Origin of the sequence: Streptomyces sp. NPDC046870 (assembly GCF_040704595.1) — a bacterium.
Lineage (GTDB): Bacteria > Actinomycetota > Actinomycetes > Streptomycetales > Streptomycetaceae > Streptomyces > Streptomyces argyrophylli.
On record NZ_JBEYXM010000008.1, the window covers coordinates 83,712 to 110,653 of the forward strand.

Here is a 26,942-nt window from a genome sequence, read left to right on the forward strand (position 1 = left end):
TTGTCGCCTGGTTCGGCGAGGGGCGGTGCCGGAGGACGGTCGTGTGGTATCGGCCGTCGCGGTCCGGCGCTCCCCTGTGACGTCGGACCGCGGCGGCTCTTGGTTCTGCGCCGGACGGCGCCGCCGTGTCACACGTCCGGTGCGGCCGGGGCGCCGGAGGGGCGTTAATCGGCCAACCTGCTCCGGGTCAGTCGAAGCGGAGCGCACCGGTGCGGGTGCGCTTCAGTTCGAAGAAGTCCGGGTGCCGGGCCAACACCCGGAAGCTCTCGAAGAGTTCGGCCGCCTCGGCGCCGCGCGGGACGGCGCGCAGCACGGGGCCGAACCACACGGTGCCGTCGACGTGGAGGGTGGGCGTGCCGACGTAGCCGCCGGTCTCCGGCTCCGCGCCGGCCTCGTGGCCGCGGCGGACCGCGTCGTCGTACGAGGGGTCGTGGGCGGCGGCCGACAGGCCGGCGGGGAGTCCCAGCTCGGCCAGTGACTCGGTGATCACCGTGTCGAAGTCCTCGACGCCCTGTTCGTGGATGCGGGTGCCGAACGCGGTGTACAGGTCGCGCAGGACCTTGTCGCCGTACCGTTCGGCGGCGGCCACGGCGACCCGCACGGGACCGATCGAGCGGTCCACCAGGTCGCGGTACCAGTCGGGCAGTTCGTTGCCGGTGTTGTGCAGGTACAGGCTCATCGCCCGGAACCGCAGGTCCAGCGGGCGCAGCCGCTCGACCTCCAGCAGCCAGCGGGAGGTGATCCAGGCGAAGGGGCAGGCGGGGTCGAAGAAGAAGTCGACCCGGGCCGGGGCGGTGGCGGCGACCGTGGCCAGGGTGGGGGCGGTGACCGTGGCGGCGGCGTCCGTGTCCGTGCTGCGGTGCGTCATGGCACCGACGCTAGTGGGCCGGTGGCCTGGAATCCCGGCCCAATCCACTGCACCTTCTTTGGCCCATTTCAGCCGACGGTCACGCGCCGCACCGCCTCGTCGGCCAGTCGGACCAGATCGGCGACGGGCAGCGAGCCCGCCGCCCGGTGCTCCCGGGCGAACCGGTTGGCGAGGTTCTGCAGCAGTTCGTTCAACGGGGTGGGGACGCCGTGCAGCCGGCCGAGCAGGACGATCTCGCCGTTGAGGTAGTCCGCCTCGATGGTGCCGGTGCCCCGGACGAGGGACTGCCAGGAGGAGCCGCCGCCGCGCGGAGCGCCGTCCAGCGGGACCAGGGTCACCTTGTCGCCGCGGGCCGCGCGCTGCTCCTCCGCGCCGGCGTACGGGATGCCGGCGGCGTCCAGCACGGCCTCCCCCTCGGCCCGCACGCGCGCGAACAGGGCCCGCGCCTCCTCCCCGGCCACCGGCCCGCTGACCGCTTCGAGCGCGTTGCCGAGGTTCCCGAGGAGCTTGGCGTACTGCCAGCGCACCACGTCGGGCACCACCGGCGCCTCGAAGTGGGCGTCCGCGAGGTCGGCGGCGATCCGGCGCGCGGTGTCGTCGGTGCCGTGCGGCACCCGGCCGAGGTGCAGGACGCCGGTGAGCGGGCTGCCCGCGGCGGAGACGACGCCGGGCTCCACGAAGGTCGACGGCAGCCAGACACAGACGCCGTACACGTGCCGGAAGCGGCGCAGCGCCAGCCGGCCGCTCTCCACGCCGTTCTGCAGGCAGACCAGCGGCAGCAGTTCGGCCGCGGTGCCGCCGCCGGCGACGGGCACGTCGCCCCAGATGTCCAGGGCGGCCACGGTGTCCTGGGTCTTCACGGCGAGGACGAGGACGTCGTCGGCGCGCAGTTCGCCGAGCGGTCCCGGCCCGTCGACGGCGGGCAGCCGGTACGCCGACTCGCCCTGCGGAACCCGCAGTCGCAGCCCGTGTTCGCGCAGGGCTGCCAGGTGCGGGCCACGGGCGACGAGGACGACCTCCCGGCCGGCCTGGGCCAGCCGCCCGCCGACGGCACCGCCGACCGCACCGGCCCCGATGATGATGTAGCGCATGGGCAGAGCCTCGCACACACGTCCGGCCCGGCGCGTTCCCGGTTGCGGCGAAGCGGGCCCTGGCGGCTGACCGGGCACCGCGTCCCTGAGAGCCGCCCCCGAGAACCGGCGATAGATGTAGGGGGCCGCCGTCCTCCCCAGCGGTGATCCGGGCCCCGCGCGGTTCACCGGGCAGTACGACGAGATGGCTTTATCCCGCCCCTACCGTCGAACAGGAGCAAGCAGACGTGGCGGCAGGGGGCCGTCACCGCACACGAGGGGGCAGACCCGTCATGGGGAACACAGAGGTGCGGGGGCTGGCCGCCCGCGCCGGCGGCTGGAGCGCCCGGCACCGCTGGGCGGCCGTCGGCATATGGGTGTTGTTCGTCGTCCTGGCGATGGGCCTCGGCTCGGCCGCGGGCCGGGTCGACGTCAACGAGAGCGACCAGCTCAAGGGCGAGACGCACACCGCCGCGACGATCATCGACGACGCCGGGATCAAGGAGCCGGCCGGGGAGACGGTCCTCATCCAGTCGAAGGACGCCGCCGTCAAGGCCACCAGCCCGCAGTTCCGCGCGGCCGTCGCCGACGTGGTCCGGGCGGTCCGGGGCACCGGCAGGGTGACGGGCGTGACCTCGCCGTACGACACGCACACCGTGTCCCGGGACGGCCGCAGCGCGCTGGTCCGGTTCGACGTGCGCGGTGACGCGGAGACGGCCGCCGACCGGATCGAGCCGGTGCTCAAGGCCGTCGCCGGGGTGCAGAAGGGCCACGACACGCTGCGGATCGAGGAGATCGGCGGCGCCAGCATGCAGAAGCAGTACAAGGACGCCTTCGGGGACGACTTCCAGCAGGCCGAGTACTCGGCGGTGCCGGTGGCCCTCGGCATCCTGCTGATCGCGTTCGGCGCGCTGGTGGCCGCGCTGCTGCCGGTGGCCCTCGCGATCACCGCGATCATGGCGACGATGGGCCTGATGGGCCTGGTCAGCCACCTCCAGCCGATGAGCGACACCGCCAACTCCGTGATGCTGCTGGTCGGTATGGCCGTCGGTGTCGACTACTGCCTGTTCTACCTGCGCCGCGAGCGGGAGGAGCGGATGGCCGGCCGCGACGCCGGCACCGCCCTGCGGATCGCCGCCGCGACCAGCGGCCGGGCGATCATCGTCTCCGGTGTCACGGTGTGCGTGGCGATGGCGGGCATGCTGTTCACCGGGCTGGCCGAGTTCGAGGCGATGGGACTGGCCTCGTTGATGGTGGTGGCGGTCGCCATGGTCGGCTCGGTGACGGTGCTGCCCGCGCTGCTGTCGCTGCTCGGCGAGCGGGTCGAGAAGGGCCGGCTTCCGTTCCTGGGCCGCCGCAAGCGCGCGGGGAACGGGGACAGCCGCTTCTGGACGGCCGTGCTGCGGGGCGTGCTGGCCAAGCCGCTGGTCTCGGTCGTGGTCGCGGCCGGCGCGCTGCTGGCGGTCGCCGCGCCCGCGCTCGGCATGAAGACCCAGCAGCTCACCCTGGACCAGGAGTTCGGCGACTCGCTGCCGATCGTGCAGACGTACAACCGTGTCAACGACGCCTTCCCGGGCGGCAGCGAACCGGCCCAGGTCGTCGTCAAGGCCAAGGACATCAACGCCCCCGAAGTCCACCGGGCGCTGGCCGACTTCAGGCGGCAGGCGGTCACCTCGGGCGCCTCGCGCGGCCCGGTCGACGTCAAGCTGTACGACGCCCGCAACGTGGCCCTGGTGTCCGTGCCGCTGGTCGGCGGCTCCGACATGGACCGGGCGACACGGAGCCTGGAGAAGCTGCGCGACCAGGTGCGGCCCGCCACGCTCGGCAAGGTCGACGGCGTGCAGGCGCCGGTGACCGGGCAGGTCGCGGGCAACAACGACTTCAACGACCAGCTCATGGGTTCCGTCGTCCCGGTCTTCGTGTTCGTGGTCGTCTTCGCCTTCCTGCTGATGCTGCTGTCGTTCCGCTCGCTGACCGTCGCCCTCACGTCGATCGTGCTCAACCTGCTGTCGGTGGCCGCCGCCTACGGCATCCTCGTCGCCGTCTTCCAGCACGGCTGGGGTGCCTCGCTGGTGGGCGCGGAGGGCGTCGGCGCGATCGTCACCTGGCTGCCGCTGTTCCTCTTCGTGATCCTGTTCGGGCTGTCGATGGACTACCACGTGTTCGTGGTCTCCCGGATCCGCGAGGCCCGGATGCGCGGCCGCACGACGAAGGACGCGATCCGGCACGGCGTGGTCACCACGGCCGGGGTCGTCACCAGCGCCGCGGTCATCATGGTCGCCGTGTTCGCGATCTTCGGCACGCTCTCCATGCAGTCCATGAAGCAGATGGGCGCGGGCCTGGCCGCGGCGGTCCTGATCGACGCCACGGTCATCCGCGGGGTGCTGCTGCCGGCGGTGATGGCGCTGCTCGGCGAGCGCAACTGGTACCTGCCCAAGTGGCTCCACCGCCTGCCGGACCTCACCCACGACGAGACCCCGGAGCCGGTGGCGGCGCCGGTGCCCGACCGGGGCGAGCGGCTGACCGTCTGATTCCGCGCGGTGCCGCAGGGCCCGCCGGTTCCCGCTGGGAACCGGCGGGCCCTGTCCGTGCTCTGGTCGTCCGGCAGGTACGCCGTCTCCCGGGGAAGGACCCACATGGACAGGCGGAGTCTGCTCGAGGGCGCGCCGGCCGTGCCCTCGGCCGTGCCGCCGGCCACCCCACCCGCCCGCGCTGCGAGGCGCGGTGCCGGGGCCCCCGAGCCCGGCGTCATCCGAACGGAAGCTCCTGACCCGCGCGGCGGCCCGGCAGTTCCGCCTCGATGAGGTCGGCCGCCCGCCGGGTGCCGCCCTCCTGCGCCATCTCCGCCTGCACCTCCTTGAGCCGGCGCGCGACCTCGGGGTCGTCCACCAGGGCGAGCGCGGCCTCGCGGAGGCGGTCGGCGGTGGCCTCCTCGGCGGGCAGGTGCCGGGCGACCCCGAGCCCCTGGAGCATGTCGGCGTTGCCGAACTGGTCGACGGCCTGCGGTACGGCGATCATCGGCGTCCCGGTCGCCAGCCCCTCCTGACTGCCGCCGGCTCCCGCGTGCGTGACGAACAGGTCGGCCTGCCGCAGGATCGCCAGCTGCGGCACCCAGTCGCGCACCTCGACCCGGGCCGGCACGTCGCCCAGCTCGGCGCGGGTCACGTGCCGGCCGACCTGGAGGACGACGTGCCAGCCGGGCAGGTCGCCGAAGGCGCGCACGCACTCCCGGTAGAAGGCGGGCTGCTTGGTGAAGGCCGAGCCGAGCGAGACCAGGACGACCTTCTCCGCACCGGCGGGCCGCTGCCAGTCGCCCTGGTCGGCGCGGTCGCCCTGGCAGGCGCCGACGAAGGTGTAGACGCGCTCGTCCACCCGGTCGGCGTGCGGCTGGAGCGCCTTCGGGATGAGCACGAGGGAGCGCGCGGGGTGGCCGGCGAAGGAGTCCGGGTCCTGGCGGATGCCGTTCTCGGCCAGCCAGGCCGCGAACCGGGCGTAGTACGCCCGTCCGCGCTCGGTCTTCCTCGGCTCGGCCCACATCGGCTCGGCGACCTCCTCCTCGTACCCCTCCCAGGCGACGAGGTTCGGCGAGAGCGAGATCGCCGGGACGCCCCAGCGGTGGGCCAGGACACGGGCCGAGTAGGAGGTGATGTCGTACAGGACGAGGTCGGGGATGTCGTCGGCGTAGGCCTCGGCGAGCTGGGGAAGCGCCTGGACGGCGTTGTCCAGGAACGGCTCCACGTTGTCCAGCAGGGTGGTCCCCCAGGCCGCCGGGTCGGCGTCCGGGCCCGGCAGGGTGGAGGTGTAGAGCACCGGCCGGGCCCCGGTGGCGGCCACCTTCCCGGCGAAGACGGGCGGGATGGCGTAGGTGACGCGGTGTCCCCGGGCGACGAGTTCACGGATCACCTCCAGGCTGGGGTTCACGTGGCCGTGGGCGGCGACGGAGAACATGGCGATGTGGGCGGGTGCGGTCATGCCGGGAAGGCTAGGCGAGACGAGACGTCTCGTTCAATCGATTTCGCGCGCGGTACGACAGCGTGTCCCGGGCCGCACCGGGCCCCTTCGCCGCCGGCCGCGCTCAGCGTTGGTAGCGGGCCAGCACCAGGTTGCCGTCCCTCTCCAGGCGGCGGCGCAGTTCGGCGAGGCCGATGGCGCCGCTGTAGTACTCCTGGTAGGCGGGGGTGGCGACCTTGTCCTTCCACTCGGGGTAGCCGCGCACGGACTGGGCGGGCGCCGGGCGCAGCCGGGACGCGAGGGCCGTGCCGGTGGCCCAGCCGTTCTCCGTGGTGTGCAGGGCCGGGTCCTTCAGGGCCTCGGTGCCGGTGGGCAGCATCCAGTCGCCGAGGGCGAGGCGGACCATGTTCCTGGGCCGCAGCAGGAAGTCGATGAACGCGACCGCCTCCTTCTTGTGCGGGCAGTCGGCGGAGACCGACAGCGTCTGCGGGCTGACGCCCTGGATGAGCCCGTCGGCGCCCGCCGGCGCGGGCAGCACCTCCCAGTGGAAGCCCTCGGGAGCCTGCTGCGCGATCTGCTGGCGGTAGGAGAAGCCGAGCGGGACCATCGCGTACCGGCCGCCGAAGAAACCCGGCAGTGTGTCCGAGCCGCCACTGCCCAGCGTGGAGGCGGGCGCGCTGTGGTCGACGGCGACCTGGTCGTGCACGGTGCGCGGTACGACCGCGTCCCCGGCGGTGAACCGTACGGTGACCCTCCCGTCCGCGCCCCGGTGGAACAGCCGGCCGCCGGCCGACAGGGACAGGTTGAGCGTGGCGGAGACGGGCTCCTTCAGCGGCCAGGCGACGCCGTACCGCCCGGGACCGCTGAGCCGTTTGGCGACCTGCCGGAACTCCGCCCAGCTCCACGGGTGTTCCGGTGTCGGTATGCGCACCCCGGCCGCGCGCAGCCGGTCCGCGTTCGCGATCAGGACACGGGGTTCCTGCAGGAATGGCACGCCGTAGACGCCGTTCCCGAAGGTGGCCGCCTCCCAGCTGCTCGCCGGTATGCCGGACCTGAGCCGGGCGGGCAGCAGCCCGGTCAGGTCGGCGAGGTAGCCGCCGTGGGCGAAGTCGGCGAGGTCGTCGGAGGCGTCGTGGATGACGTCGGGGGCCTCACCGCCCTCGAAGGAGGTGAGCAGCTGGTCGTGCACGCCGTCCCAGCTGCCCTGGACGTACTCGACCTTGACGCCCGGGTGGGACGCGTTCCACTCCTCCACCAGCTCCTTGTTGGCGGTGACGGACTCCTGCTGCCAGGCCAGGGACTGGAAGCGCAGGGTGATCGGGCCGCCGTCCGTCCGGCCGCCCGGGGAGCAGCCCGCGAGGAGCAGCAGGAGCACGGCCAGTGCCAGGGCGCTCCTGGTCCGCATCGGCTTTTTCGCGCCCATCAGCTCTTCACCGCCCCGGCGAGCAGGCCGCCCGTGATCCGCCGCTGGACGAGCGCGAAGACGGCCACGGACGGCAGGGTCGCGAGGAACGCGGCGGCGGCGAGCGGGCCGAGGTCGGCCACGCCCTCCGCGCCGATGAAGTGGGTGAGGATCACCGGCAGGGTCTGCCTCTGCGGGCTCTTGAGCAGCACCAGCGCGAAGAAGAACTCGTTCCACGCGGTGACGAACGCGAACAGGGCCGTCGCCGCGATGCCGGGTGCCAGCAGCGGCGCCGTCACCGACACGAGCGTTCTCAGCCGCCCGGCGCCGTCCACGGCCGCCGCCTCCTCCAGTTCGGCGGGCACCGCCCGGACGTGCCCGGTGAGCATCCACAGCGCGAACGGCAGCGCCCAGACCACGTACACCAGCACCAGCCCGGTCAGGGAGTCGACCAGCCGTAGGTTCTTCAGCACCAGGAACAGCGGGACGATCACCAGCACGAAGGGGAACGCCTGGCTGACCACCACCCACCCCGTGGCGGCCCGGGTCAGCCGGGAGCGGTGCCGGACCATGACGTAGGCCGTCGGGGTCGCGAGCAGGACCGCGACGACGGCCGTGCAGAGCGCCACCAGCAGGGAGTTCAGCGCGGCGTGCGCCAGCGGCTGCTCCGCGAACGCCTGCCGGACATTGGCCAGGGTGGGGTGGCGCGGGATCCAGGTGGGGTGCGGGCTGCCCAGCTCGCGGGGGGCCTTGAGCGCGGTGGACAGCAGCCACAGCAAGGGGAAGGCCAGGAAGAGCAGGTAGCCGAGGAGGGCGGCGTACCGTCCGGCGCGGGCCGCGCGGCGGGGGCTCACGCGTCCTCACCGCCCCGCAGCCGGCCGGCCAGGAACACCGCGAGCAGCACCGCGACCACCGCGACGAGCACGCAGCCCATCGCCGCCGCGTAGCCGAACTGGCCGTACCGGAACGCCTCTTCGTAGGCGAAGAGCATCGGCAGCCGGGTCTTCCCGCCGGGTCCGCCGTTCGTGAGCACGTAGACCAGGGCGAAGGAGTTGAGGTTCCAGATGAGGTTGAGCGCGGTGATGGCGAGGGCCACCGGTCTGAGCGCGGGCCAGGTGACGGCGCGGAACCGGCGCCAGGCGCCCGCCCCGTCGACCGCCGCGGCCTCGTGGAGTTCACGCGGGACGTTCTGCAGTCCGGCGAGCAGGGCGACCGTGGTCTGCGGCAGGCCCGCCCAGACGCCGACGACGATCACCGCGGGCAGCGCGGTGGCCAGGCCGCTCAGCCAGTCCCGGCCGGTGCTGAGGCCGAGGTCGCGCAGGGTCTCGTTGAGCACGCCGGCGTCCGGGTTGTAGACGAGGCGCCACATGATGCCGACGACGACCTCGGGCATCGCCCAGGGCACGATCGCGAGGGCGCGGGCGAGGCCGCGCAGGCGTAAGTCCTGGTTCAGCAGGAGGGCCAGACCGAGCGCCAGCAGGAACTGCGGCACGGTCACGCCGGCCGCCCAGACCAGCCCGATCCGGAACGACTCCCAGAACAGGGTGTCGTGCAGCAGGTCCCGGAAGTTCAGGGCGCCGATCCACCGGGTGGCGGACGTGCGGCCGGACTGGGCGTCGGTGAAGGCCAGCCCGATGCCGTAGAGCAGCGGGCCGACGCTGAGCAGGAGGACCGGGACGAGGGCGGGCAGGACCAGGAACCAGGCGCCGTGATCGGCGACGCGGCGACCGGCCGGCCGCCGTGCTCCGGCCGGTGGTGTCCGTGCTTCGACCGCTGCTGTCACGGAATCAGCCCCTTTGCCCGCTCCGATTGGCGTGTTCATGTTCGTGAAGGCCCGGTACCCCGTCAAGGGACCGCGCACGACGGCCGGGGCCGCGCCCGGTGGCCGGCCCGGGTCAGTGCGAGACTGACCGGGGACCGGACAGACACGGCACGGGAAGACGGCACGGAGGCAGGACGATGGACGAGGCACGCGCGCGGGACGTACTGGCCGCGGCGGGAGTGCTGCCGGACCGGGCCCGGGACGCACGGCTCCTGGCCCTCGGTGAGAACGCCGTGTTCGCGGCCGGCGACCTGGTGGTGAAGGTGGGCCGGGACGCGGAGCTGCTGGGGCGGGCCGAGCGCGAACTGGCCGTCGCCGGCTGGCTGGCCGAGGCGGGCGTGCCGGCGGTCCGGGCGGCCGAGCCGAAGCCGCTGCTGGTGGACGGCCACCCGGTGACCGTGTGGCACCGGCTGCCGGATCCCGTACGACCGGCCGAGCCGCGGGACCTGGCCGCTCTGCTGCGCGATGTGCACGCACTGCCCTCTCCCCCCTTCGGGCTGCCGCCCCGCGATCTGCTGGGCGGTGTGGAACGCTGGCTGCGGCTCGCGGGCGACGCGATCGACCCCGAGGACGCGGCCTTCCTCCGTGCGCGCCGCGACGGCTTCGCCGCCCAGGCGGCGGCGCTGACACCGCGTCTGACGCCGGGGCCGATCCACGGGGACGCGCTGCCGCGCAACGTGCACGTCGGGCCGGACGGGCCGGTCCTGGTCGACCTGGAGACCTTCTCCGCCGATCTGCGCGAGCACGACCTGGTCGTCATGGCTCTCTCCCGGGACCGGTACGGGCTGCCCGCCGAGGCGTACGACTCCTTCACCGAGGCATACGGGTGGGATGTGCGGGAGTGGGAGGGCTGCGCGGTCCTGCGCGGCGCCCGGGAGACGGCGAGCTGCGCGTGGGTGGCCCAGCACGCGCCGTCCAACCCCCAGGCGCTGGCCGAGTTCCGGCGCCGGGTGGCGTCGCTGCGGGACGGGGACGCGACGGTGCGGTGGTATCCCTTCTGAGGGTCCCTCCGGACGCGCCGTGCCGAGGCCGGCGAGCCCGGCGTGACCCTAGGCCGGCTGGTCCTCGGTCAGTTCCCGGAGGGGCCAGCTGCCGTCGACCACCGCGTCCGCCTCGCCCTTGCGCCGCAGGAACGCCTGGAAGTCCGCCGCCCACTGCGCGCACCACTCGATCTGGCTGCGGTGCAGTTCCGCCGGGGCGAGGGACGCTATCTTCGGGTGGCGGTCGGCTATCGCGGACGCGAGCCGTGCGGCGGCGAGGGCGTCGGCGGTGGCGTTGTGGGCCGCGCCGAGGACTATGCCGTACTCGGCGCAGACCGCCTCCAGATTCCGTTTGCCGCGGCGGTAACGGTCGACCCAGCGGTCGATGGTGTACGGGTCGACGACCGGGGCGGGGTGGGTGCCGCCCAGCCGGTCGGTCAGGGACGGCAGACCGTACCGCCGCAGTTCCGCCGAGAGCAGTGTGAGGTCGAAGGCCGCGTTGTAGGCGACGACCGGAACGCCCGTCTTCCAGTACGACACCAGGACGTCGGCGATGGCGTCGGCCACCTGGTCGGCCGGGCGGCCCTCGGCCGTCGCGCGTTCGTTGCTGATGCCGTGCACGGCGACCGCGTCGGCCGGGATCTCCACGCCCGGATCGGCCAGCCATTCCCGGCGCCCCATGGGCTCACCGGCCTTGACCTCGATCACGGTGCCCGTGACGATGCGCGCCTCGCGCGGATCGGTCCCTGTCGTCTCCAGGTCGAAGCCGATCAGCAGCTCCTGGTGCCAGCCCATGGGCGGCCCCCCCTTCTTGGTGGTGCTTTCCCCCAGTGGCCTCCACCATCGCACGCGGCACTGACAATCAGACGCCGGCGTTCCGCTTCTCGGCCCCGAACCGGCCCGCGCCGGGCCGCACTCGGTCCCGGCCCTTCAGGACACGGGACGCGAATCCGCCCAAGTCAGCTCGAACTCCTCGCGATACGTCGGGAAGAGACCGGCTTCGCCCACATCGTCCGACTTGACCAGCCGACTGCCGTTGCGCAGCACCAGCACCGGCGACTCCATCCCCCGCGCCCCGCGCAGATAGGACTGCACCACGGCCATGCCGTCGGCGCCGTCGCCGTCCACCAGGTAGGCGGTGAAGCGGGGCGTCTCGTCGTACACCTGGATCTCGAACGCGCCCGGGTCGCGCAGCCGGGACCGCACCCGGCGCATGTGCAGGATGTTCATCTCCACCGAGCGGCTCAGTTCGCCCCGTTTCATCCCGAGTTCGCGCTCGCGGCGCTTGACCGAGCTGGAGGCCGGGTTGAGGAAGAGCAGCCGCACCCGGCAGCCGCTCTCGGCGAGCCGGACCAGGCGCCGCCCGGAGAAGTTCTGCACCAGCAGGTTGAGGCCGATACCGATGGCGTCGAGCCTGCGGGCGCCGCCGAAGATGTCCTCGGCCGGGAACCGGCGCAGCAGCCGCACCCGGTCGGCGTGGACGGCGACGACGTCGGCGTACCGGTCGCCGACCAGGTCCTCGACCGCGTCGACGGGCAGCCGGCGCGCCGAGGGGACGTCACCGCCCGCGCCGAGCATCTCCAGCAGCCGAGCGGAGGCTCGCTCGGCCTGGCTGAGGACCGCCTCGGACAGGGCCCGGTTGCGGGAGACGACGTTGCGGGTGACCTCCAGCTCGTCCAGGGCGAGTTCGAGGTCCCGCCGCTCGTCGAAGTACGGCTCGAAGCACGGCCAGTGCTGGACCACCAGCTCGCGCAGCTGGGGCAGGGTGAGGAAGCTGAGCACGTTGTCGTCGGCCGGGTCGAGCAAGTAGCCCTTGCGGCGGCTGACTTCGCGGACGGCGACCGCGCGCTGCACCCACTCCTGCCCGGCCGGGCCGGCCGCGGCCACCACCCACTCGTCGCCGTGGACCGGTTCGTAGATCGGCCGGAGCACGGCCGCCACGACCGCGCGCAGCCGCTGTTCGACGAGGTTCAGCCAGATGTAGGCCCGGCCCGCCCGCTGGGCGCGGGTGCGCACCTCGCGCCAGGCGTCGGCGTCCCAGTCCAGCTCCGGACCGATGGAACCCGCGTCCATCGGCCGGGCCAGGGACACCGCGCCGGGCGGGACGTCTGTGGAGTTTCCCTCGTGACCCTCGTCACCAGGAGGCAGCTCCAGCCCTCCCGAGCCCACCCGTGCACCGCCTTCCGCTCCCCCGGGCCTTTCCCGTCTCAACGATCAAGGAAGGGTACTCCGCGAGCGGTCGGCGGTGCAGCCGGATGGACAGGTCGGTTTCCCGTCTGCTGGGCTCAACTACGCCATTCCCAGTGTCCGTTCTGCCATGCCAGCTCCTTGGGAGTGAGCGGATTCATAGCCGTGACGTCCCGCGGGGCGATGGAGAAGCCCTGCCAGTGCACCGGCATGGGCTGCTGGTCCTCGTCCCGGGCGATGTGGTGGAAACCGACGTTCACCCAGACCACGGGGTGCGTGAGGGTCTGGCCGCCCACCCACTTGTCCACGGACTTCGGGTGGCCGTTCGCGCACGTCGGGTTGTTGCTGGCGAACAGCTCGCACTTGTCGTACTCGGTGACGTACATGTCGTGCTTGGTGAAACTGCGCCCCGGGTACCTGGTGGTCGGCCCGGGCACCAGTTCGTACGAGCGGGCGTGGCCGTCCTTGTTCTTGCCGGTGGCGCTGACCACCCGCCACCAGCGGTAGGTCTTGTAGTCGCCCGCGAGTTCCTTGCCGACCTTCGTGCGGGTGGTTTTGGCGGTCGGGCCCTCCCGCCCGGCGGCGGCGCTGACGGTGGAGTCGTACTGCTCGACCTTCGTCCTCGACGAGCCGTCGAGGCCGAAGTCGAGCCGCCAGAAGACGTTGTGGCTGTGGCTGGTGGCGTAGTCCCGGGCGCCCTTGCCGATGGGCCAGCCGCGTCCGTCCTGGGCGTTGTAGTCCTCGAAGGAGAGGCTGCCGGTCGCGCCGACGTTCATGGTGACCGTGCCGTCGTCCTGGAAGCGCCATTCGGTGATGTACTCGTACCAGCCGACCTGGTTGACCGTGTAGACCAGCAGGTCCTTGCCCTGTTGCTGGTAGGTCTTGCCCGACTGGAAGAGGTCGTGCATCCGGTAGGCGTGGCCACGCGAACGGGTGGTCGTACACAGGCCCTTGACGTTCGGGTGGCTCGGGTCGCCGTCCGGGACCTTGACGGTCTTGATGGTGCCGCCGGGGCACTCGCCGGGCGACAGCTCCATCAGTTCCTGGGCGAAGTCCTGGCCCGTGAGGTCGTAGTACTCGTGCTTGCCGTCGTCGTACGGGACGTGGATCTGGCCGAGTCTGGCGCTGTTGAGGACCTTGATCGGCGTGGCCTCGCCCTTGGGCTGGTAGGAGATGTTCTCCAGGACGAGGCCGGCCTTGCTGTCGTAGCGCCAGCACATGCGCCAGGTGGTGCCGGTGGTCAGCTTCTGTTCGATCGTGTAGGCGGCGCTGCAGCCGGGGACCGCCGCGGCGGGCGCGGTCTGCGGCCGGGCCGCGGCCGGGCCGGCGAGCGTCGTCGCGCCGGCGGCCAGCGCGGCCAGGGACACGCCGACGGCCGCGGTCGTGCGGGCGGCGCGGCCGGTGACTCGCGGCCGGACCGCGCCGGACAGGTGCTTCTCGGGCATGAAGAGGTGACTCCCTTACCGGAGGTACGGGTGTGAAGGCCGGGCGGCGGCCGGTCAGCCGCGGTCGAGGGCGGCGGTCTTGCGGGCGCTCAGGTCGATCACGAGGTCCCTGGTGTCGATCCACGGCCCGTTGCGGACCTTGGAGAACAGCCGCACGCACCGGTGGACGCCGCACTTGTCGAGCACCGCGGGCTGGGCGCCCGGCGAGGCCTCGTAGATCCCGCCGCTGAGCTCCAGCTGGTCCGGCGAGGTGAGGTCCTTGCCGGTGGCGTCCTTGTAGTCCGCCTTGAGGCCCGCGCCCAGCGGGCCGGCGATCAGGATCCGGGCCGCCTCGGCGTTCTCGGCGCGGCTCGGCGGCGGCTGGACGCCCTGCTGGGTGCCGGTCCGCTCGACCTTCCCGGTCCTCAGGTCGACGGTCCTGGTGACGAGGGTGTCGTTCCGGTAGTCGTAGAAGGTCACGTCGGCACGCCGTGGCGCGTCCGGGTCGTCCGCCTCGGCGGCCTTCGGCTCGGCGAGGTCGGCGCTCAGCAGCTGCGGTCCGCGGTCGCCATCGACGTCCCGGGCGGTGGCCGAAAGCCGTCCCGCCGCGGCGGTCTTCTCGGCCCGTCGCAGCTCGTCGTCGGTGAGCGGGTCACGGCCCGTGCCCTGCTTCTCCTCGGCCGGTGCCGGCTCCACGACACCGGGCGGCGCGGCGTCCGGGTCCTGCCCGGCCTGCCGTGCGGCCCGCGTGCCGCCGCCGGCCCCTCCGGAGTCGTCCGCTCCCGCCGTGCCCGGCAGGGTGATCGCCACCATCGCGGCGGTCCCCGCCGCCGCGAGGGCCGCACCGGTCAGTACTTTGCCCAGATGGCGGTGGACTGTCTCACGCACATTCTCCCCCTACTCCCCCCTGGTCCCCGGGAGTACGTAACTGCCCCGCTGGTTCGGCGCACGGCGGGTACCAGAACCGCCGAGCGCACTGGTCACTTGATAAGAGGGCACGCGAGCCACGGGAGGTTGCCTCACTTTCGGACGAGACTCGGGGCCGACGCGGCCCCCGGCGGACGGCACACCTGGGAGAGTCGTATCCATGCAGGTCTGGCCTGGCGAGGCATATCCGCTCGGCGCCACCTATGACGGCGCCGGAACCAACTTCGCGGTCTTCACGGAGGCCGCTGACCGAGTAGAGCTGTGTCTGCTGCACGACGACGGCTCGGAGACGGCGGTGGAACTGCGCGAAAGCGACGCGTTCGTGCGGCACGCGTACGTGCCGGGCGTGATGCCCGGACAGCGGTACGGGTTCCGGGTGCACGGGCCGTACGACCCCGGACGGGGACTGCGCTGCAACTCCGCGAAACTGCTGCTCGACCCGTACGCGAAGGCGATCAGCGGGTCGGTCCGGTGGGGCGAGGAGGTGTACGGCTACCACTTCGGGGCGCCCGAGAAGCGCAACGACCTGGACTCGGCGCCGCACACCATGACCTCCGTGGTGATCAACCCCTACTTCGACTGGGGTGACGACCGCCCGCCGCGCACCGAGTACCACCACACGGTGATCTACGAGGCCCATGTGAAGGGCCTGACCATGCGTCACCCCGGGCTGCCGGAGGAGCTGCGCGGCACCTACGCGGGCCTCGCCCACCCGGCGATCATCGAGCACCTGACCAAGCTCGGGGTGACGGCGATCGAGCTGATGCCCGTGCACCAGTTCGTGAACGACCACCGGCTGGTCGACATGGGCCTGAACAACTACTGGGGTTACAACACCATCGGCTTCTTCGCCCCGCACAACGCGTACGCCTCCTGGGGCGACCGCGGCCAGCAGGTGCTGGAGTTCAAGTCGGCGGTCCGGGCGCTGCACGAGGCCGGGATCGAGGTCATCCTGGACGTGGTCTACAACCACACCGCCGAGGGCAACCACCTGGGTCCGACGCTGTCCTTCAAGGGCCTCGACAATCCGTCGTACTACCGGCTGACGGAGGACCCGCGCTACTACATGGACACCACGGGCACCGGGAACTCGCTGCTCATGCGGTCCCCGCACGTCCTCCAGCTGATCATGGACTCGCTGCGGTACTGGGTCACCGACATGCATGTCGACGGCTTCCGCTTCGACCTCGCGGCGACCCTCGCCCGGCAGTTCCACGAGGTGGACCGGCTGTCGTCGTTCTTCGACCTGGTGCAGCAGGACCCCGTGGTCTCCCAGGTGAAGCTGATCGCCGAGCCGTGGGACGTGGGCGAGGGCGGCTACCAGGTGGGCAACTTCCCGCCGCTGTGGACCGAGTGGAACGGCAAGTACCGGGACACGGTCCGGGACCTGTGGCGGGGCGAGCCGCGCACGCTCGCGGAGTTCGCCTCCCGGCTGACCGGCTCCTCCGACCTCTACCAGGACGACGGGCGCCGTCCGCTGGCCTCGATCAACTTCGTCACCTGCCACGACGGCTTCACGCTGCACGACCTGGTCTCGTACAACGAGAAGCACAACGACGCCAACGGCGAGGACAACCGGGACGGCGAGAGCCACAACCGGTCGTGGAACTGCGGGGCGGAGGGCGAGACCGACGACCCGGAGGTGCTGCGGCTGCGCGCACGGCAGATGCGGAACTTCATCGCCACGCTGATGCTGTCCCAGGGCGTGCCGATGATCAGCCACGGCGACGAGTTCGCGCGCACCCAGCGCGGCAACAACAACGCCTACTGCCAGGACAACGAGCTGTCCTGGCTGGACTGGCCGGAGTCCCTGGAGAGCGACCTGCTGGAGTTCACACGGGCGATGGTGTGGCTGCGCCGCGACCATCCCGTCCTGCGCCGGCGCCGCTTCTTCCACGGCCGTCCGGTGGAGGGCACCCACGACGATCTGTCCGACATCTCCTGGTTCACCCCCGAGGGCGGCGAGATGACCCAGCAGGACTGGGACTCGGCGCAGGCGTCCGCGCTGACCGTGTTCCTGAACGGCAACGCCATCTCCGAGCCCGGCCCGCGCGGGGAGCGCATCACCGACGACTCCTTCCTGCTGATGTTCAACGCCTCCTCCGAGCCGCTGGACTTCCTGGTGCCGGTCGATCACGGCCGCCAGTGGCAGGTGGTCGTCGACACGGCGCGCCCGGAAGGAGTGCCGCCGGGAGCGGGGGCGAAGGTGGCGGCCGGCGACCGCATCACCTTGCCGGACCGCAGCCTGACGGTGCTGCAACGGCCGGCCTAGGAGGTGTGAGGGTCGCGCACCGCGGGGCCGTTCGACGCGCGCGTAGGGGGTGTCGTCGCCTACGCGCGCGTGGCGGCCGTCCCGGTGGCCTGCGCGTGCGGTGCGAGGGGGCGCGCGCTTCGCTCGGCCCGCACTCGTCGGTCTGCCCGTCGCCGGCCCGGCCGTCGCCGGTCCGGCCGGGGTGCTCGGCCATCCGGCGTACCACGAGGGGCACGGTGGTGCCCGCGGCGGCCCCGAGGAGGGCCGGGACGGGTGCCGGACGTGCGGTGGGGCTGTGCCGGTGACGAGTGGGGCCACGGCGGGCGTGCCGGCGGACGGGGGCCGTGAGCATCACCCCCGCCGCCCCTGCCTCGCGGCGCTCGGAACCGGACACGCGGGCGTGATCCGGGCAGAGGTCGATGACACGAAAGACGGCGAGCGGGGTACGTAGGTTCCCATGACTTCTGCGCGACCCGGACCGGGGGTGCCCACGGCCACCTACCGGCTGCAGCTCCAGCCCGCGTTCCCGTTCGCCGCCGCCGAAGCGGCCGTACCGTACCTGGCGTCGCTCGGCGTCTCGCATCTGCACCTGTCCCCCGTCCTGGAGGCCGTCCCGGGCTCCGTGCACGGTTACGACGTCGTCGACCACACGCGCGTGCGCGCGGAGCTGGGCGGCGAGGAGGGGCTGCGCGCGCTGGCGCGCACGGCGCACGAGCACGGCCTCGGTCTGGTGGTGGACATCGTGCCGAACCACATGGCGATGTCCCCCCGGCACAACCCGGCCCTGTGGGAGGTGCTGCGCGAGGGGCCCGGATCGCCGTACGCGCGCTTCTTCGACATCGACTGGGAGGCGCAGGGCGGCCGGGTGCTGCTGCCGGTGCTCGGCGGCCCGGTCGGCTCGGAACTGGCGCACCTGGTGGCCGACGGTGACGTCCTGCGCTACCACGACCACGTCTTCCCGCTCCGCCCCGGCACCGAGCACCTGCCGCTGCCCCAGCTGCTGGACGCCCAGTGGTACCGCCCGGTGTGGTGGCGGCTGGCCCGCACGGAGCTGAACTACCGGCGGTTCTTCAGCATCTCGGAGCTGATCGGGGTGCGCGTGGAGGACCCGGAGGTGTTCGACGCCACCCACGGCACGATCCTGCGGCTGCTGTCGGAGGGCGTCTTCGACGGGCTGCGGATCGACCATCCCGACGGTCTCGCCGACCCCGACGGCTACCTCGCGCGGCTGCACGAGGCGACCGGCGGGCGCTGGACGGTCGTGGAGAAGATCCTGGCCGACGACGAGCACCTGCCGGGCTCCTGGCCCGTCGCGGGGACCACGGGCTACGACGCCCTGCGGCAGATCGACGGCCTGTTCACGGACCGCACCGGTGCGTACGAACTGCTCGGCCGCTACCGGGCCTTCGCTGCGCCGCAGACGGACCGGGGCGGCAACTGGGAGGCCACGGTCCGGCGGGCCGCCTACAAGGTGCTCACGCACGAGCTGGCCACCGAGACGGACCGGCTCACCCGGGTGGCGGCCCGGCTGTGCGCCGCCTCGCCCGACCTCTCGCTGCGCGACCGCGCGCCCTGGGCGCTGCGGACGGCCGTGGAGGAGCTGCTGGTCCGGATGCGCGTCTACCGCCCGTACGCCTCCGGCGACGCGTCCGCCGTGATCACCGAAGGGGCCGCCGAGGAGGCCCGGCTGGCCTTCGTGGTGCCCGAGGAGGCGGGGGCCGTCGGCGTCGTGCGCCGGCTGCTGGTCGAGCCGCCCGGTGACCCGTCGGCACCGGACCACGCCGACCGGGTGGAGTTCCGCACCCGGTTCGCGCAGACCGCGTCGGCACTGCGCGCCAAGTCGGTGGAGGACACGGCGTTCTACCGCTACGTGCCGCTGCTGTCGGCGACCGAGGTGGGCGGCGATCCGGGCGGTCCGGGGGTGGCCCCGGAGGACTTCCACGCGTACTGCGCGCGCGTGCAGCGCGATTGGCCGCTCACCGGCACGGTCGTCTCCACGCACGACACCAAGCGCAGCGCGGACGTGCGGGCCGCGCTGGCGGTGCTCACCGAGTGCCCGGACCGCTGGGCGGAACTGCTCGCCGAGGTGACCCTGCCCGAGGAGGGCGTGCCGGACGGACAGCTGGCCTGGGCGGCCTGGCAGACGGTCTTCGGGCTGGGGCCGGCCGAGGAGGAGCGGGTCCAGCAGGCGCTGCTGAAGCACGTGCGCGAGGCGGGCATGTACACCAGCTGGACGGAACAGGAACCGCCGTACGAGGAGGCGGTGGCGTCCTTCGTCGCCGCCGGGCCGTGCGGGCCGCCCGGCGAGCGCGTGGCGGCGTTCCGGAAGGCGTTGGAGCCGTACGTGCGGGCCAACGTCCTGGGCACCGCGCTGGTCCACCTGACGATGCCGGGGGTGCCGGACGTGTACCAGGGCACGGAGGGCGAGTACCGGGCGCTGGTGGACCCGGACAACCGGCGGCCGGTGGCGTTCCCGCCGGAGGCACCCGGCGAGAAGGACGCGCTGACGGCGGCGGCGCTGCGGCTGCGCGCCCGGCGCCCGGACGCCTTCGGCGCGGACGCGTCGTACGAGCCGCTGACGGCCGAGGGCCCGGCTGCGGACCACTGCCTGGCGTTCGCCCGCTCCGGATCGGTCGTCACGGCGGTGACCCGGCTGTCCCTGCGGCTCTCGGAGGCGGGCGGCTGGCGGGACACCCGCCTCCCGCTCCCGCCGGGCCGCTGGGCGGATGTCCTGACCCCGGGCCGCGAGTTCACAGGCGAGGCACCCCTGGCCGAACTCCTGGACCGGCTGCCGGTGGCCCTGCTGGAACGGGTGGCGGAGGACTGAGGACGCCGGGCCGGGACCGGCGTGCTGTGGGGCGCGCGGCCGTCCGGCGGGCGGCTGCCCGACGGACGGCCGCGCGGCAGGCAATCGTAGGTTCGCACGCGGCTGCCAGGCCCAGGGCCGCACGACCGTCCGCACCGTAGCCGGCCGGAGCGGTCACCCGGCACACCGCTGTGCGGCGCTCGGCTTCCCGTACGCCGTCAGGCTTCGGGCGGCTCGCACGCCTCGTCCGGGCCGTGGGGGCCCAAGGGCGGCCAGGCCGCGCGCAGGAGGTCCACGAAGGCCGCGGCGGCACCCGTGGGCGGCACGCGCGCGTAGACGGTCAGGGTGCGTCTCCAGGGCGGGTCGGGCGTGAGGACCACGCAGTCCTCGCCGACGGCCCCCCGCACGATGTGGGCGGGCGCGGCGCACACCCCGACACCCGCGGCGGCCATGCGGACGGCCGTCGAGGTGTGCTCGGTCCACACCGCGGTCCGGGGCCGGAACCCGGCGTCCGCGCAGGCCCGGTCGAGGAAGCGTTCACCGTGCACGACGGGTTCCATGGCGCAGCGGATCCAGGCGTGGTCGGCGAGTTCCGGGAGCGTGACCGTCGTACGCCCCGCGAGCCGGTCGTCGAAGGGCACGACGAGGACGACCTCCTCCTCGCCGACGGGCACGACGGTGCCGGGCCGTCCGGACGGCTCGGGGCCGACGGCGAGGTCGGCGGTACCACGCTGCACCGCCTCCTCCAGGGCCTCGGCGGTGGCGTACTCGTGCAGGCGCAGCAGGACCCGGGGGTGGGCCGCCCGCCAGCGGGCGAAGACGTCGGGCAGGGCGCCGACCGCGATGGAGTGCAGGGCCGCGACGTGCAGCTCGCCGCCCTCGGCGCCGACGGTGGCGCGGGCCGCGCGACGGGCCTGGGCCGCGCTGCGGACGGCGAGTTCGGCGTGCGGCAGGAAGGCACGGCCCATCGGGGTGAGGCGCACGCCCCGGGGCAGGCGCTCCAGCAGGGCGCCGCCGACCGACTTCTCCAGTGCCTTGTCTGGTGCGAGAGCGCGGGCTGGGTGACGTGCAGGGCGTCCGCCGCGCGCGTGAACGACGCCTCCTGGACGACCGTCACGAAGTACTCCATCTGGCGCAGGCTCACGTCCCCGGATCCCTCCCCGTCCTGGCATGAAGATCGTGCATGGAGTCCACAACAACATTGCCTTGGACTCATGACAACGGGTGGACGGAGGGTGGATGCCATGACCATCGACACGGGCATCAATACATCCGACGTGATCGTGATCGGCGGCGGCACCGGCGGCTACAGCACCGCCCTGCGCGCCGCCGGTCTGGGCCTGGACGTCGTCCTCGTCGAACGCGACAAGGTCGGCGGAACGTGCCTGCACCGGGGGTGCGTCCCCAGCAAGGCGATGCTGCACGCCGCCGAGCTGGTCGACGGGATCGCCGAGGCCCGCGAGCGCTGGGGCGTGAAGGCGACCGTGGACTCCGTCGACTGGGGCGCGCTGGTGGCCACGCGGGACGACATCGTGGCGCGCAACCACAAGGGGGTGGAGGCGCACCTCGCGCACGCGGGCGTGCGGGTGGTGCGAGGCGGCGCGCGGCTGACCGGACCCCGCACGGTACGGGTGGAGAGCACGGGTACGGACCGTACGCCGGGCGTGCGCCAGGAGGGTGCGCCGGGCGTGCGGGATCTCACCGCGCGCCGTGCGCTCGTCCTCGCGACCGGCTCCCGCCCGCGCACGCTCCCGGGGCTCGATCCGGACGGACGGCGCGTGGTGACGAGCGACGACGCCCTGTTCGCGCCGGGGCTCCCAGCCTCGGTCCTGGTGCTCGGCGGGGGCGCGATCGGGGTGGAGTACGCCTCCTTCCACCGGTCCATGGGCGCCGAGGTCACCCTGGTGGAGGCCGCCGACCGGCTCGTGCCGCTGGAGGACGCCGACGTCAGCCGGCACCTCACGCGCGGTCTGAAGAAGCGCGGCATCGACGTGCAGGCGGGCGCACGGCTGCTGGACGCGGAGGTGCTGGACAACGGCGTACGCGCGCGCGTGCGGACCGCCCGGGGAGAGACCCGGACACTGACGGCGGAACGGCTGCTGGTGGCCGTCGGCCGGGCCCCCGTCACCGAGGGCCTGGGCCTGGACGCGACCGGGCTGACGACGGACGAGCGGGGATTCGTCGTACCGCAGGACTGGGACCGGCTGGAGACGGCCGTGCCGGGCGTCCACGTCGTCGGCGACCTGCTGCCGCCGCCCTCGCTCGGCCTCGCCCACGCCTCGTTCGCGGAAGGGCTGCTGGTGGCCGAGACCGTGGCCGGGCTTCAGTCGCCGCCGGTCGACTACGCGACCGTGCCCCGGGTGACGTACTCCTCGCCGCAGACCGCCTCGGTAGGGCTGGGCGAGGCGGAGGCACGCGCGCGTGGGCACGAGGTCGACGTCAACACGATGCCGCTGACCGCCGTCGCCAAGGGCATGGTGCACGGCCAGGGCGGCATGGTGAAGGTCGTGGCGGAGGCCGGCGGCGGGCAGGTGCTCGGCGTCCACCTGGTCGGCCCGAACGTGTCGGAGATGATCGCCGAGAGCCAGCTGATCGTCGGCTGGGACGCCGAACCCTTGGACGTGGCCCGGCACGTGCACGCGCACCCCACCCTGTCGGAGGCGGTCGGCGAGGTGTTCCTGACGCTCGCGGGACGCGGCCTGCACCAGCAGTGAACCCGCGCAACGCGGGGGCGCGGGCGGGGGCGGCCCCCCGCGTCCTGGCGCTCCCGGGAGCCTCCCCCGCCCGATGCTTGACAGTTCACCCTTCGCGTGGGGGACTGGGAGGTGCGAAGCCGGGCGGACAAGTCGGGGGTGAGTCCTCTGCCGGAGCTGCGCTATCCCAGCGTTCCCGAACTGGTCGCCGCCGCTCAGGCGTTGGCGGCTCAGGAACCCGGGCTGTGCGCGCTGCGCCAGGTGGGCGTCTCGCGCGCGGGCAGACCCCTGCACCTGCTGTCGGTGGGGCACGCCCGCCGTGCGGTGCTCGTGGTGGCGGGCGCGCACGCCAACGAGCCGACGGGCGGCTCCACCCTGCGGGTGCTGGCCGAAAGAGTGCTGGCGGAACGCGAGTTGCGGACGGACACCTCCTGGCACTTCCTGCTGTGCGCGGACCCGGACGGCGCGAGTCTGCACGTCACCCCGGCGCCGCGCAGCCTGCTCGAGTACCACCTCGGCTTCTACCGGCCCACGGGGGCGGAGCAGCCGGAGTGGTCGCCGTCGGTGCTGCCTCCGGACCGGCTGCCGCCCGAGACACGGACGCTGACCGGGGTCATAGACGAACTGCGCCCGTACCTCCAGGTGACCTTGCACGGCACCGATCTGGGCGGCAGCTGGGTGCAGTTGACCAGGGATGTGCCGGGCCTCGCCGAGCCGTTCGCCAAGTCCGCGGCGGAGCTGCACATCCCGGTGGAGACGGGGGCCTCGGACGCGGCGGGCTGGCCGGCCTCCGGTCCCGGGGTGCATGTGATGCCCGGCCCGGAGACGGGCGTGGCCTACCCGAGCCTGCCGGACGACGCCCGGCACAGCACCTGGTACCACGCGCACCGGTACGGCGGGCTGACGGCCGTGGTCGAGGTGCCGATGTGGGCCAGCGACCTGGTGGACGACCCGGCGCCGCACCCGGCACCGGCGGCGGCCATGCGGCGCCTGGCCACACGGCTGCTGCGGGACTCCCGGGAGGTCGAACGGATCCTCGCCGAGGCGCTGCCCCGGCTGGAGGGCCTGGACGGGCCGCTGCTGCGGGCCTCGCGGTGGGCGCTGGAACTGATCCCGGGCCTCGCCGAGGACTGGACCCACACGTCCCCGGCGGGCACGACGATGGCGTACGTCGGCAGTGTCGACGCGTTCGGACGGCGGCTGCCGCTGCGGGCCGCGGCGATGCTGCTGCGGGTGCTGCGGGAGGCGGACGACCGGGCGGCGCCGCGCCTGGAGCAGCTCGTGGCCACCTGGTGCGACGCCTTCGCCGAACGGTTCCGGGCCCGCTGGGTGCCGTTGGAGCACCAGGTGGAGCACCAGTCCCGGACGGTACTGGTGGCGGCACAGCAGGCCCGCGACCGGGCGGCCTGAGCCGGGGGCGGCGCGGGTACGCGGAGCCCCCGCGCGGGAAGGATGCGCCAGCCGGCGCGCCGAACGCACCCGCGCCGCACGTACGCCGGCTCACGCCCCCGGCTCATCGCCCCGCCCGTCAGCCGTCCAGGGCGAACACCGACCCCGTCCGCGCCCGCATCACACACGCGCTGGTGTACGTGTCCTGGAAGTCGACCAGCCGCCCGTCCCACCGCCCGCGCGCGTGGACCGTCACCGGGGCGAAGATCATCGGGCAGAAGACCTGCTTGGCCGGGATGCGCTCGATGGCACCGCCGGCGGCGGCCAGCTCCGCGCAGGCCTCGGACGCGCGCGCGTGTCCCTGGGGCGGCTCGCACAGCAGCAGCGCGCCGCGGCTGTCCTCGGACCGGGCGTCGCCCTTGGTGACCGTGAGGAAGAGCCAGTTGCCCGGCAGGGCGTCACGGGAGGCCGCCTGGGCCGGACCCGCGGTGAGGAGGCCGGCCGCGGTCAGCAGGGCGCCGGCCGCCGCTGCCGCTCTGGTGATGTACGTCATGCCCCGTTGCATCGGCACGGCGGCCCGCCTTCCGCAGTGTGGCTCACCCGATCGGCACCGCACACGCGCGTGGCTGCGCGTCCGTTCGAACGGAACCGGCCGGGCGGGGCTCAGCTCGCCGCGAGCCGGAACGCCATCCTGCCGAAGGCGACCTGGTCGCCCTCGCGGACGGCGACCGCGCCGATCACCCGGCGGCCGTTGACGGTGGTGCCGTTGGTCGAGCCCAGGTCCCTGAGGACCCACAGGCCGCCCTGGTGGCGGAGTTCGGCGTGCACGCGGGAGACGGTCTCGTGGTTCAGGCGCAGCCCGTTCGCGGGGTCGCGGCCGATGCGCAGCGGATGGGTGTGCGCCGGGTGCGGCAGCTGCAGCTTGGGCAGCCGCTCGGCCTGCCAGGCCCGCCGCAGCCGTACCGTGAACCCGGAGACGGCCTCCACGGTGCCGAGGAGCGCGCGGGAGAAGCGGTTCTCCTGGGGCAGGTCGGCGACGAGGGCGACGAGTTCGTCGGAGCGGCGGGCGGCGAGCGCGAGTTCCACGCGGCGCACGAACGTGTCGTGCGAGAGCCGGCCCATGGCGACGCCGTCGCGCAGCACCCGCAGCGCCTGGTCGCGCTCCGCGTCGGACAGGCGCGCGGGATAGGTGGAGAACTCGAAGGACGACGTCACGCTGGTGATTGTCGGGCAGTGAACCCCGGGTGTCCAGAATCCGGGGAATCGGTGCCGGTCCGTGGGTACTTCCGCGACACCTCGCGGCAAAGGGCCGATTCGAGAGCGGATTGATCGTCCGGAGCGGCACGATGGAGACGCGGGACAACACGGTGAGCAGACGAAGGGGAACCGTCCGTGCAGTTCGAGGTGTGGGCACCGCAGGCAGACCGAGTGACGCTCCATTGCGAGGGCACCACGCGCGCGTTGGCGCGCGATCCCGCGCGCGGGGGGTGGTGGACGGGCGAGGCGGAGGCCGGGGACGGCGCCCGGTACGGGTTCGCGCTGGACGACGGCCCCGTGCTGCCCGACCCGCGCTCGCGCCGCCAGCCGGACGGCCCGGACGGGTTGAGCGCGGTCGTGGACCACGAGCGGTACGCGTGGCGGGCGCGGTGGGCGGGCCGCGGGCTGCCGGGCGCGGTGCTGTACGAGCTGCACGTGGGCACGTACACCCGGGAGGGCACCCTGGACGCCGCCGCCGCCCGCCTGGACCACCTGGTGGAACTGGGCGTGACACACGTGGAGTTGATGCCGCTGTGCCCCTTCCCGGGGCGGCACGGCTGGGGCTACGAGGGCGTGTCGCTGTGGGCGGTGCACGAGCCGTACGGCGGCCCCGAGGCCCTGAAACGCTTCGTGGACCGGGCGCACGAGCTGGGTCTCGGCGTCGTCCTGGACGTCGTGCACAACCACTTGGGGCCCTCGGGGAACCATCTGCCGCGGTTCGGGCCGTACTTCACGGACACGCACACCACCCCGTGGGGTTCGGCGGTGAACCTGGACGCGCCCGGCTCGGACGAGGTGCGCGCCTTCCTGCTGGGCAGCGCGCTGGCGTGGCTGCGGGACTACCGGATCGACGGTCTGCGGCTGGACGCGGTGCACGCGCTGTACGACACGCGCGCGTGCCACTTCCTGGAGGAGCTGTCGGCGGCGGTCGACGGCCTCGCCGAGGAGGTGGGCAGGCCGCTGTTCCTGATCGCCGAGTCGGACATGAACAATCCGCGTTTCATCACCCCGCGCGCGCAGAACGGCCTCGGACTGCACGCGCAGTGGAACGACGACTTCCACCACGCCCTGCACACCGCGCTGACCGGCGAGTCGCAGGGCTACTACGCCGACTTCGCGCGCGATCCGTTCGCGGCGCTCGCCAAGACGCTCACGGGTGGCTGGTTCCACGACGGCACGTACTCCAGCTTCCGGGGCCGCGTTCACGGCCGGCCGCTGGACCGCGCGCGCGTGGCCGGGCACCGGCTGCTCGGCTACAGCCAGACCCACGACCAGGTCGGCAACCGCGCCCAGGGCGACCGGCTCTCCGCGCACCTCTCCCCCGGTCTGCTGGCCTGCGCGGCCGCGCTGACCCTGACCGCCCCGTTCACGCCGATGCTGTTCATGGGCGAGGAGTGGGCGGCCGGCACGCCCTGGCAGTTCTTCACCGACCACACCGACCCCGAGCTGGCGGAGGCGGTACGGCGGGGCAGGCGGCGGGAGTTCGCCGCGCACGGGTGGGCCGAGGAGGACGTGCCCGACCCGCAGGACCCGGCGACGCGCGAGCGGTCCTGCCTGGACTGGTCGGAGCCGGAACGCGAGCCGCACGCGCGCGTGCTGGCCTGGTACCGGCAGCTGATCGCGCTGCGCCACGCCCAGCCCGACCTCACCGACCCGGACCTCGCCGACACGAAGGTCGCGTACGACGAGGACGCCCGCTGGCTGGCCTTCCGGCGCGGCGACGTACGGGTGGCGGTGAACCTCGGCAAGGAGCCGGTGGCGATCCCGCTGGGCACCGGCCGGGTGGAGGTCCTCGCGGCCTGGGACCCGGTCGGGACGCCGGGCCCGGACGGGCTGCTTCAGGTGCCCGGGGAGTCGTGCGTGGTGCTCACCCAGCCCTGAGAGCCGGTGCCGGCACGGCCCTGAGGGGCCCTCG

The 26,942-nt window shown here is 73.4% G+C and carries 18 protein-coding genes and 2 pseudogenes; 7 read left to right on the top strand and 13 right to left on the bottom strand.

All coding sequences use genetic code 11. The annotated features are described in order from the left end of the window. Window positions 1–187: 187 nt before the first annotated feature. Both AB0946_RS19605 and AB0946_RS19610 read right to left on the bottom strand, forming a co-directional pair. A complete protein-coding gene (locus AB0946_RS19605) occupies window positions 188–868 on the bottom strand; it encodes a DsbA family protein (protein ID WP_366761859.1) in 681 nt (226 codons plus the stop codon). 68 nt (window positions 869–936) lie between these two features. Further along, window positions 937–1,959 carry a 2-dehydropantoate 2-reductase N-terminal domain-containing protein gene (locus AB0946_RS19610; protein WP_366761861.1) on the bottom strand — a complete coding sequence of 341 codons (1,023 nt, stop codon included), beginning with the start codon at window positions 1,957–1,959 and terminating at the stop codon, window positions 937–939. A gap of 272 nt (window positions 1,960–2,231) precedes the next feature. Here AB0946_RS19610 and AB0946_RS19615 point away from each other — a divergent pair, with 272 nt between their 5' ends. After that, entirely contained in the window at window positions 2,232–4,469 is a 2,238-nt protein-coding gene (locus tag AB0946_RS19615) for an MMPL family transporter (RefSeq protein ID WP_366761862.1), read from the top strand. 217 nt (window positions 4,470–4,686) lie between these two features. Here the strand turns inward: AB0946_RS19615 and mgt are convergent. The 4 genes and pseudogenes from mgt to AB0946_RS19635 form a co-directional block, all read right to left on the bottom strand. Beyond that, a pseudogene (gene mgt, locus AB0946_RS19620) lies at window positions 4,687–5,947 on the bottom strand (macrolide-inactivating glycosyltransferase). A gap of 66 nt (window positions 5,948–6,013) precedes the next feature. Beyond that, window positions 6,014–7,294 (bottom strand): sugar ABC transporter substrate-binding protein, encoded by a 1,281-nt coding sequence (locus tag AB0946_RS19625; RefSeq protein WP_366761863.1) that lies wholly within the window; start codon window positions 7,292–7,294, stop codon window positions 6,014–6,016. Window positions 7,295–7,311: 17 nt separating this feature from the next. Beyond that, window positions 7,312–8,145, bottom strand: coding sequence for a carbohydrate ABC transporter permease (locus AB0946_RS19630; protein ID WP_366761864.1), 834 nt, complete (start codon window positions 8,143–8,145; stop codon window positions 7,312–7,314). After that, window positions 8,142–9,074, bottom strand: coding sequence for a sugar ABC transporter permease (locus AB0946_RS19635; protein WP_366761866.1), 933 nt, complete (start codon window positions 9,072–9,074; stop codon window positions 8,142–8,144). Before AB0946_RS19635 ends, AB0946_RS19630 begins: the two co-directional genes overlap by 4 nt. A gap of 176 nt (window positions 9,075–9,250) precedes the next feature. On the opposite strand from AB0946_RS19635, the gene AB0946_RS19640 reads away from it, so the two are divergent. After that, on the top strand, window positions 9,251–10,114 hold the full coding sequence (locus tag AB0946_RS19640) for an aminoglycoside phosphotransferase family protein (protein ID WP_366761867.1): 864 nt from the start codon (window positions 9,251–9,253) through the stop codon (window positions 10,112–10,114). Between the two features lie 48 nt (window positions 10,115–10,162). On the opposite strand, the gene AB0946_RS19645 is transcribed toward AB0946_RS19640, so the two are convergent. From AB0946_RS19645 to AB0946_RS19660, 4 genes are all read right to left on the bottom strand, one after another. Continuing rightward, a complete protein-coding gene (locus AB0946_RS19645; RefSeq protein WP_366761869.1) occupies window positions 10,163–10,888 on the bottom strand; it encodes a 3'-5' exonuclease in 726 nt (241 codons plus the stop codon). Between the two features lie 135 nt (window positions 10,889–11,023). After that, the gene (locus AB0946_RS19650; RefSeq protein ID WP_366761870.1) at window positions 11,024–12,262 is read right to left on the bottom strand and encodes an SAV2148 family HEPN domain-containing protein; all 1,239 of its coding nucleotides are present in this window, start codon (window positions 12,260–12,262) and stop codon (window positions 11,024–11,026) included. A gap of 116 nt (window positions 12,263–12,378) precedes the next feature. Then, complete coding sequence (locus tag AB0946_RS19655; protein WP_366761871.1) at window positions 12,379–13,725, bottom strand: copper amine oxidase; 1,347 nt, start codon at window positions 13,723–13,725, stop codon at window positions 12,379–12,381. Between the two features lie 54 nt (window positions 13,726–13,779). Further along, window positions 13,780–14,592, bottom strand: coding sequence for a Tat pathway signal sequence domain protein (locus AB0946_RS19660; protein ID WP_366761872.1), 813 nt, complete (start codon window positions 14,590–14,592; stop codon window positions 13,780–13,782). Between the two features lie 199 nt (window positions 14,593–14,791). Between AB0946_RS19660 and glgX the strand changes: the two genes are divergently transcribed. Together glgX and treY are read left to right on the top strand one after the other, a co-directional pair. Continuing rightward, on the top strand, window positions 14,792–16,903 hold the full coding sequence (glgX, locus tag AB0946_RS19665; RefSeq protein WP_366761874.1) for a glycogen debranching protein GlgX: 2,112 nt from the start codon (window positions 14,792–14,794) through the stop codon (window positions 16,901–16,903). Window positions 16,904–17,339: 436 nt separating this feature from the next. Next, window positions 17,340–19,709 carry a malto-oligosyltrehalose synthase gene (treY, locus tag AB0946_RS19670; RefSeq protein ID WP_366761875.1) on the top strand — a complete coding sequence of 790 codons (2,370 nt, stop codon included), beginning with the start codon at window positions 17,340–17,342 and terminating at the stop codon, window positions 19,707–19,709. Window positions 19,710–19,906: 197 nt separating this feature from the next. Here treY and AB0946_RS19675 read toward each other — a convergent pair. Continuing rightward, a pseudogene (locus tag AB0946_RS19675) lies at window positions 19,907–20,832 on the bottom strand (LysR family transcriptional regulator). 100 nt (window positions 20,833–20,932) lie between these two features. On the opposite strand from AB0946_RS19675, the gene lpdA reads away from it, so the two are divergent. Together lpdA and AB0946_RS19685 are read left to right on the top strand one after the other, a co-directional pair. Beyond that, window positions 20,933–22,402, top strand: a complete 1,470-nt coding sequence (lpdA, locus tag AB0946_RS19680) for a dihydrolipoyl dehydrogenase (protein WP_366761876.1) — start codon at window positions 20,933–20,935, stop codon at window positions 22,400–22,402. 138 nt (window positions 22,403–22,540) lie between these two features. Then, window positions 22,541–23,791: a M14 family zinc carboxypeptidase gene (locus AB0946_RS19685; protein WP_366761877.1), complete on the top strand. Its 1,251-nt coding sequence runs from the start codon at window positions 22,541–22,543 to the stop codon at window positions 23,789–23,791. A 118-nt stretch (window positions 23,792–23,909) separates the two neighbouring features. Here the strand turns inward: AB0946_RS19685 and AB0946_RS19690 are convergent, their stop codons facing one another. Next, entirely contained in the window at window positions 23,910–24,323 is a 414-nt protein-coding gene (locus AB0946_RS19690; RefSeq protein WP_366761878.1) for an SSI family serine proteinase inhibitor, read from the bottom strand. A gap of 110 nt (window positions 24,324–24,433) precedes the next feature. Next, window positions 24,434–24,985, bottom strand: a complete 552-nt coding sequence (locus AB0946_RS19695) for a DUF1707 and FHA domain-containing protein (RefSeq protein ID WP_366761880.1) — start codon at window positions 24,983–24,985, stop codon at window positions 24,434–24,436. A 177-nt stretch (window positions 24,986–25,162) separates the two neighbouring features. On the opposite strand from AB0946_RS19695, the gene treZ reads away from it, so the two are divergent. Then, on the top strand, window positions 25,163–26,908 hold the full coding sequence (treZ, locus tag AB0946_RS19700) for a malto-oligosyltrehalose trehalohydrolase (RefSeq protein WP_366761881.1): 1,746 nt from the start codon (window positions 25,163–25,165) through the stop codon (window positions 26,906–26,908). The last annotated feature ends 34 nt before the right edge of the window (window positions 26,909–26,942 follow it).

Coding starts and splice junctions, on each gene's coding strand:
- AB0946_RS19605 (WP_366761859.1), bottom strand. CDS start 868: ATGACGCACCGCAGCACGGACACGGACGCCGCCGCCACGGTCACCGCC.
- AB0946_RS19610 (WP_366761861.1), bottom strand. CDS start 1,959: ATGCGCTACATCATCATCGGGGCCGGTGCGGTCGGCGGTGCCGTCGGC.
- AB0946_RS19615 (WP_366761862.1), top strand. CDS start 2,232: ATGGGGAACACAGAGGTGCGGGGGCTGGCCGCCCGCGCCGGCGGCTGG.
- AB0946_RS19625 (WP_366761863.1), bottom strand. CDS start 7,294: ATGCGGACCAGGAGCGCCCTGGCACTGGCCGTGCTCCTGCTGCTCCTC.
- AB0946_RS19640 (WP_366761867.1), top strand. CDS start 9,251: ATGGACGAGGCACGCGCGCGGGACGTACTGGCCGCGGCGGGAGTGCTG.
- AB0946_RS19645 (WP_366761869.1), bottom strand. CDS start 10,888: ATGGGCTGGCACCAGGAGCTGCTGATCGGCTTCGACCTGGAGACGACA.
- AB0946_RS19655 (WP_366761871.1), bottom strand. CDS start 13,725: ATGCCCGAGAAGCACCTGTCCGGCGCGGTCCGGCCGCGAGTCACCGGC.
- glgX (WP_366761874.1), top strand. CDS start 14,792: ATGCAGGTCTGGCCTGGCGAGGCATATCCGCTCGGCGCCACCTATGAC.
- treY (WP_366761875.1), top strand. CDS start 17,340: ATGACTTCTGCGCGACCCGGACCGGGGGTGCCCACGGCCACCTACCGG.
- lpdA (WP_366761876.1), top strand. CDS start 20,933: ATGACCATCGACACGGGCATCAATACATCCGACGTGATCGTGATCGGC.
- AB0946_RS19690 (WP_366761878.1), bottom strand. CDS start 24,323: ATGACGTACATCACCAGAGCGGCAGCGGCGGCCGGCGCCCTGCTGACC.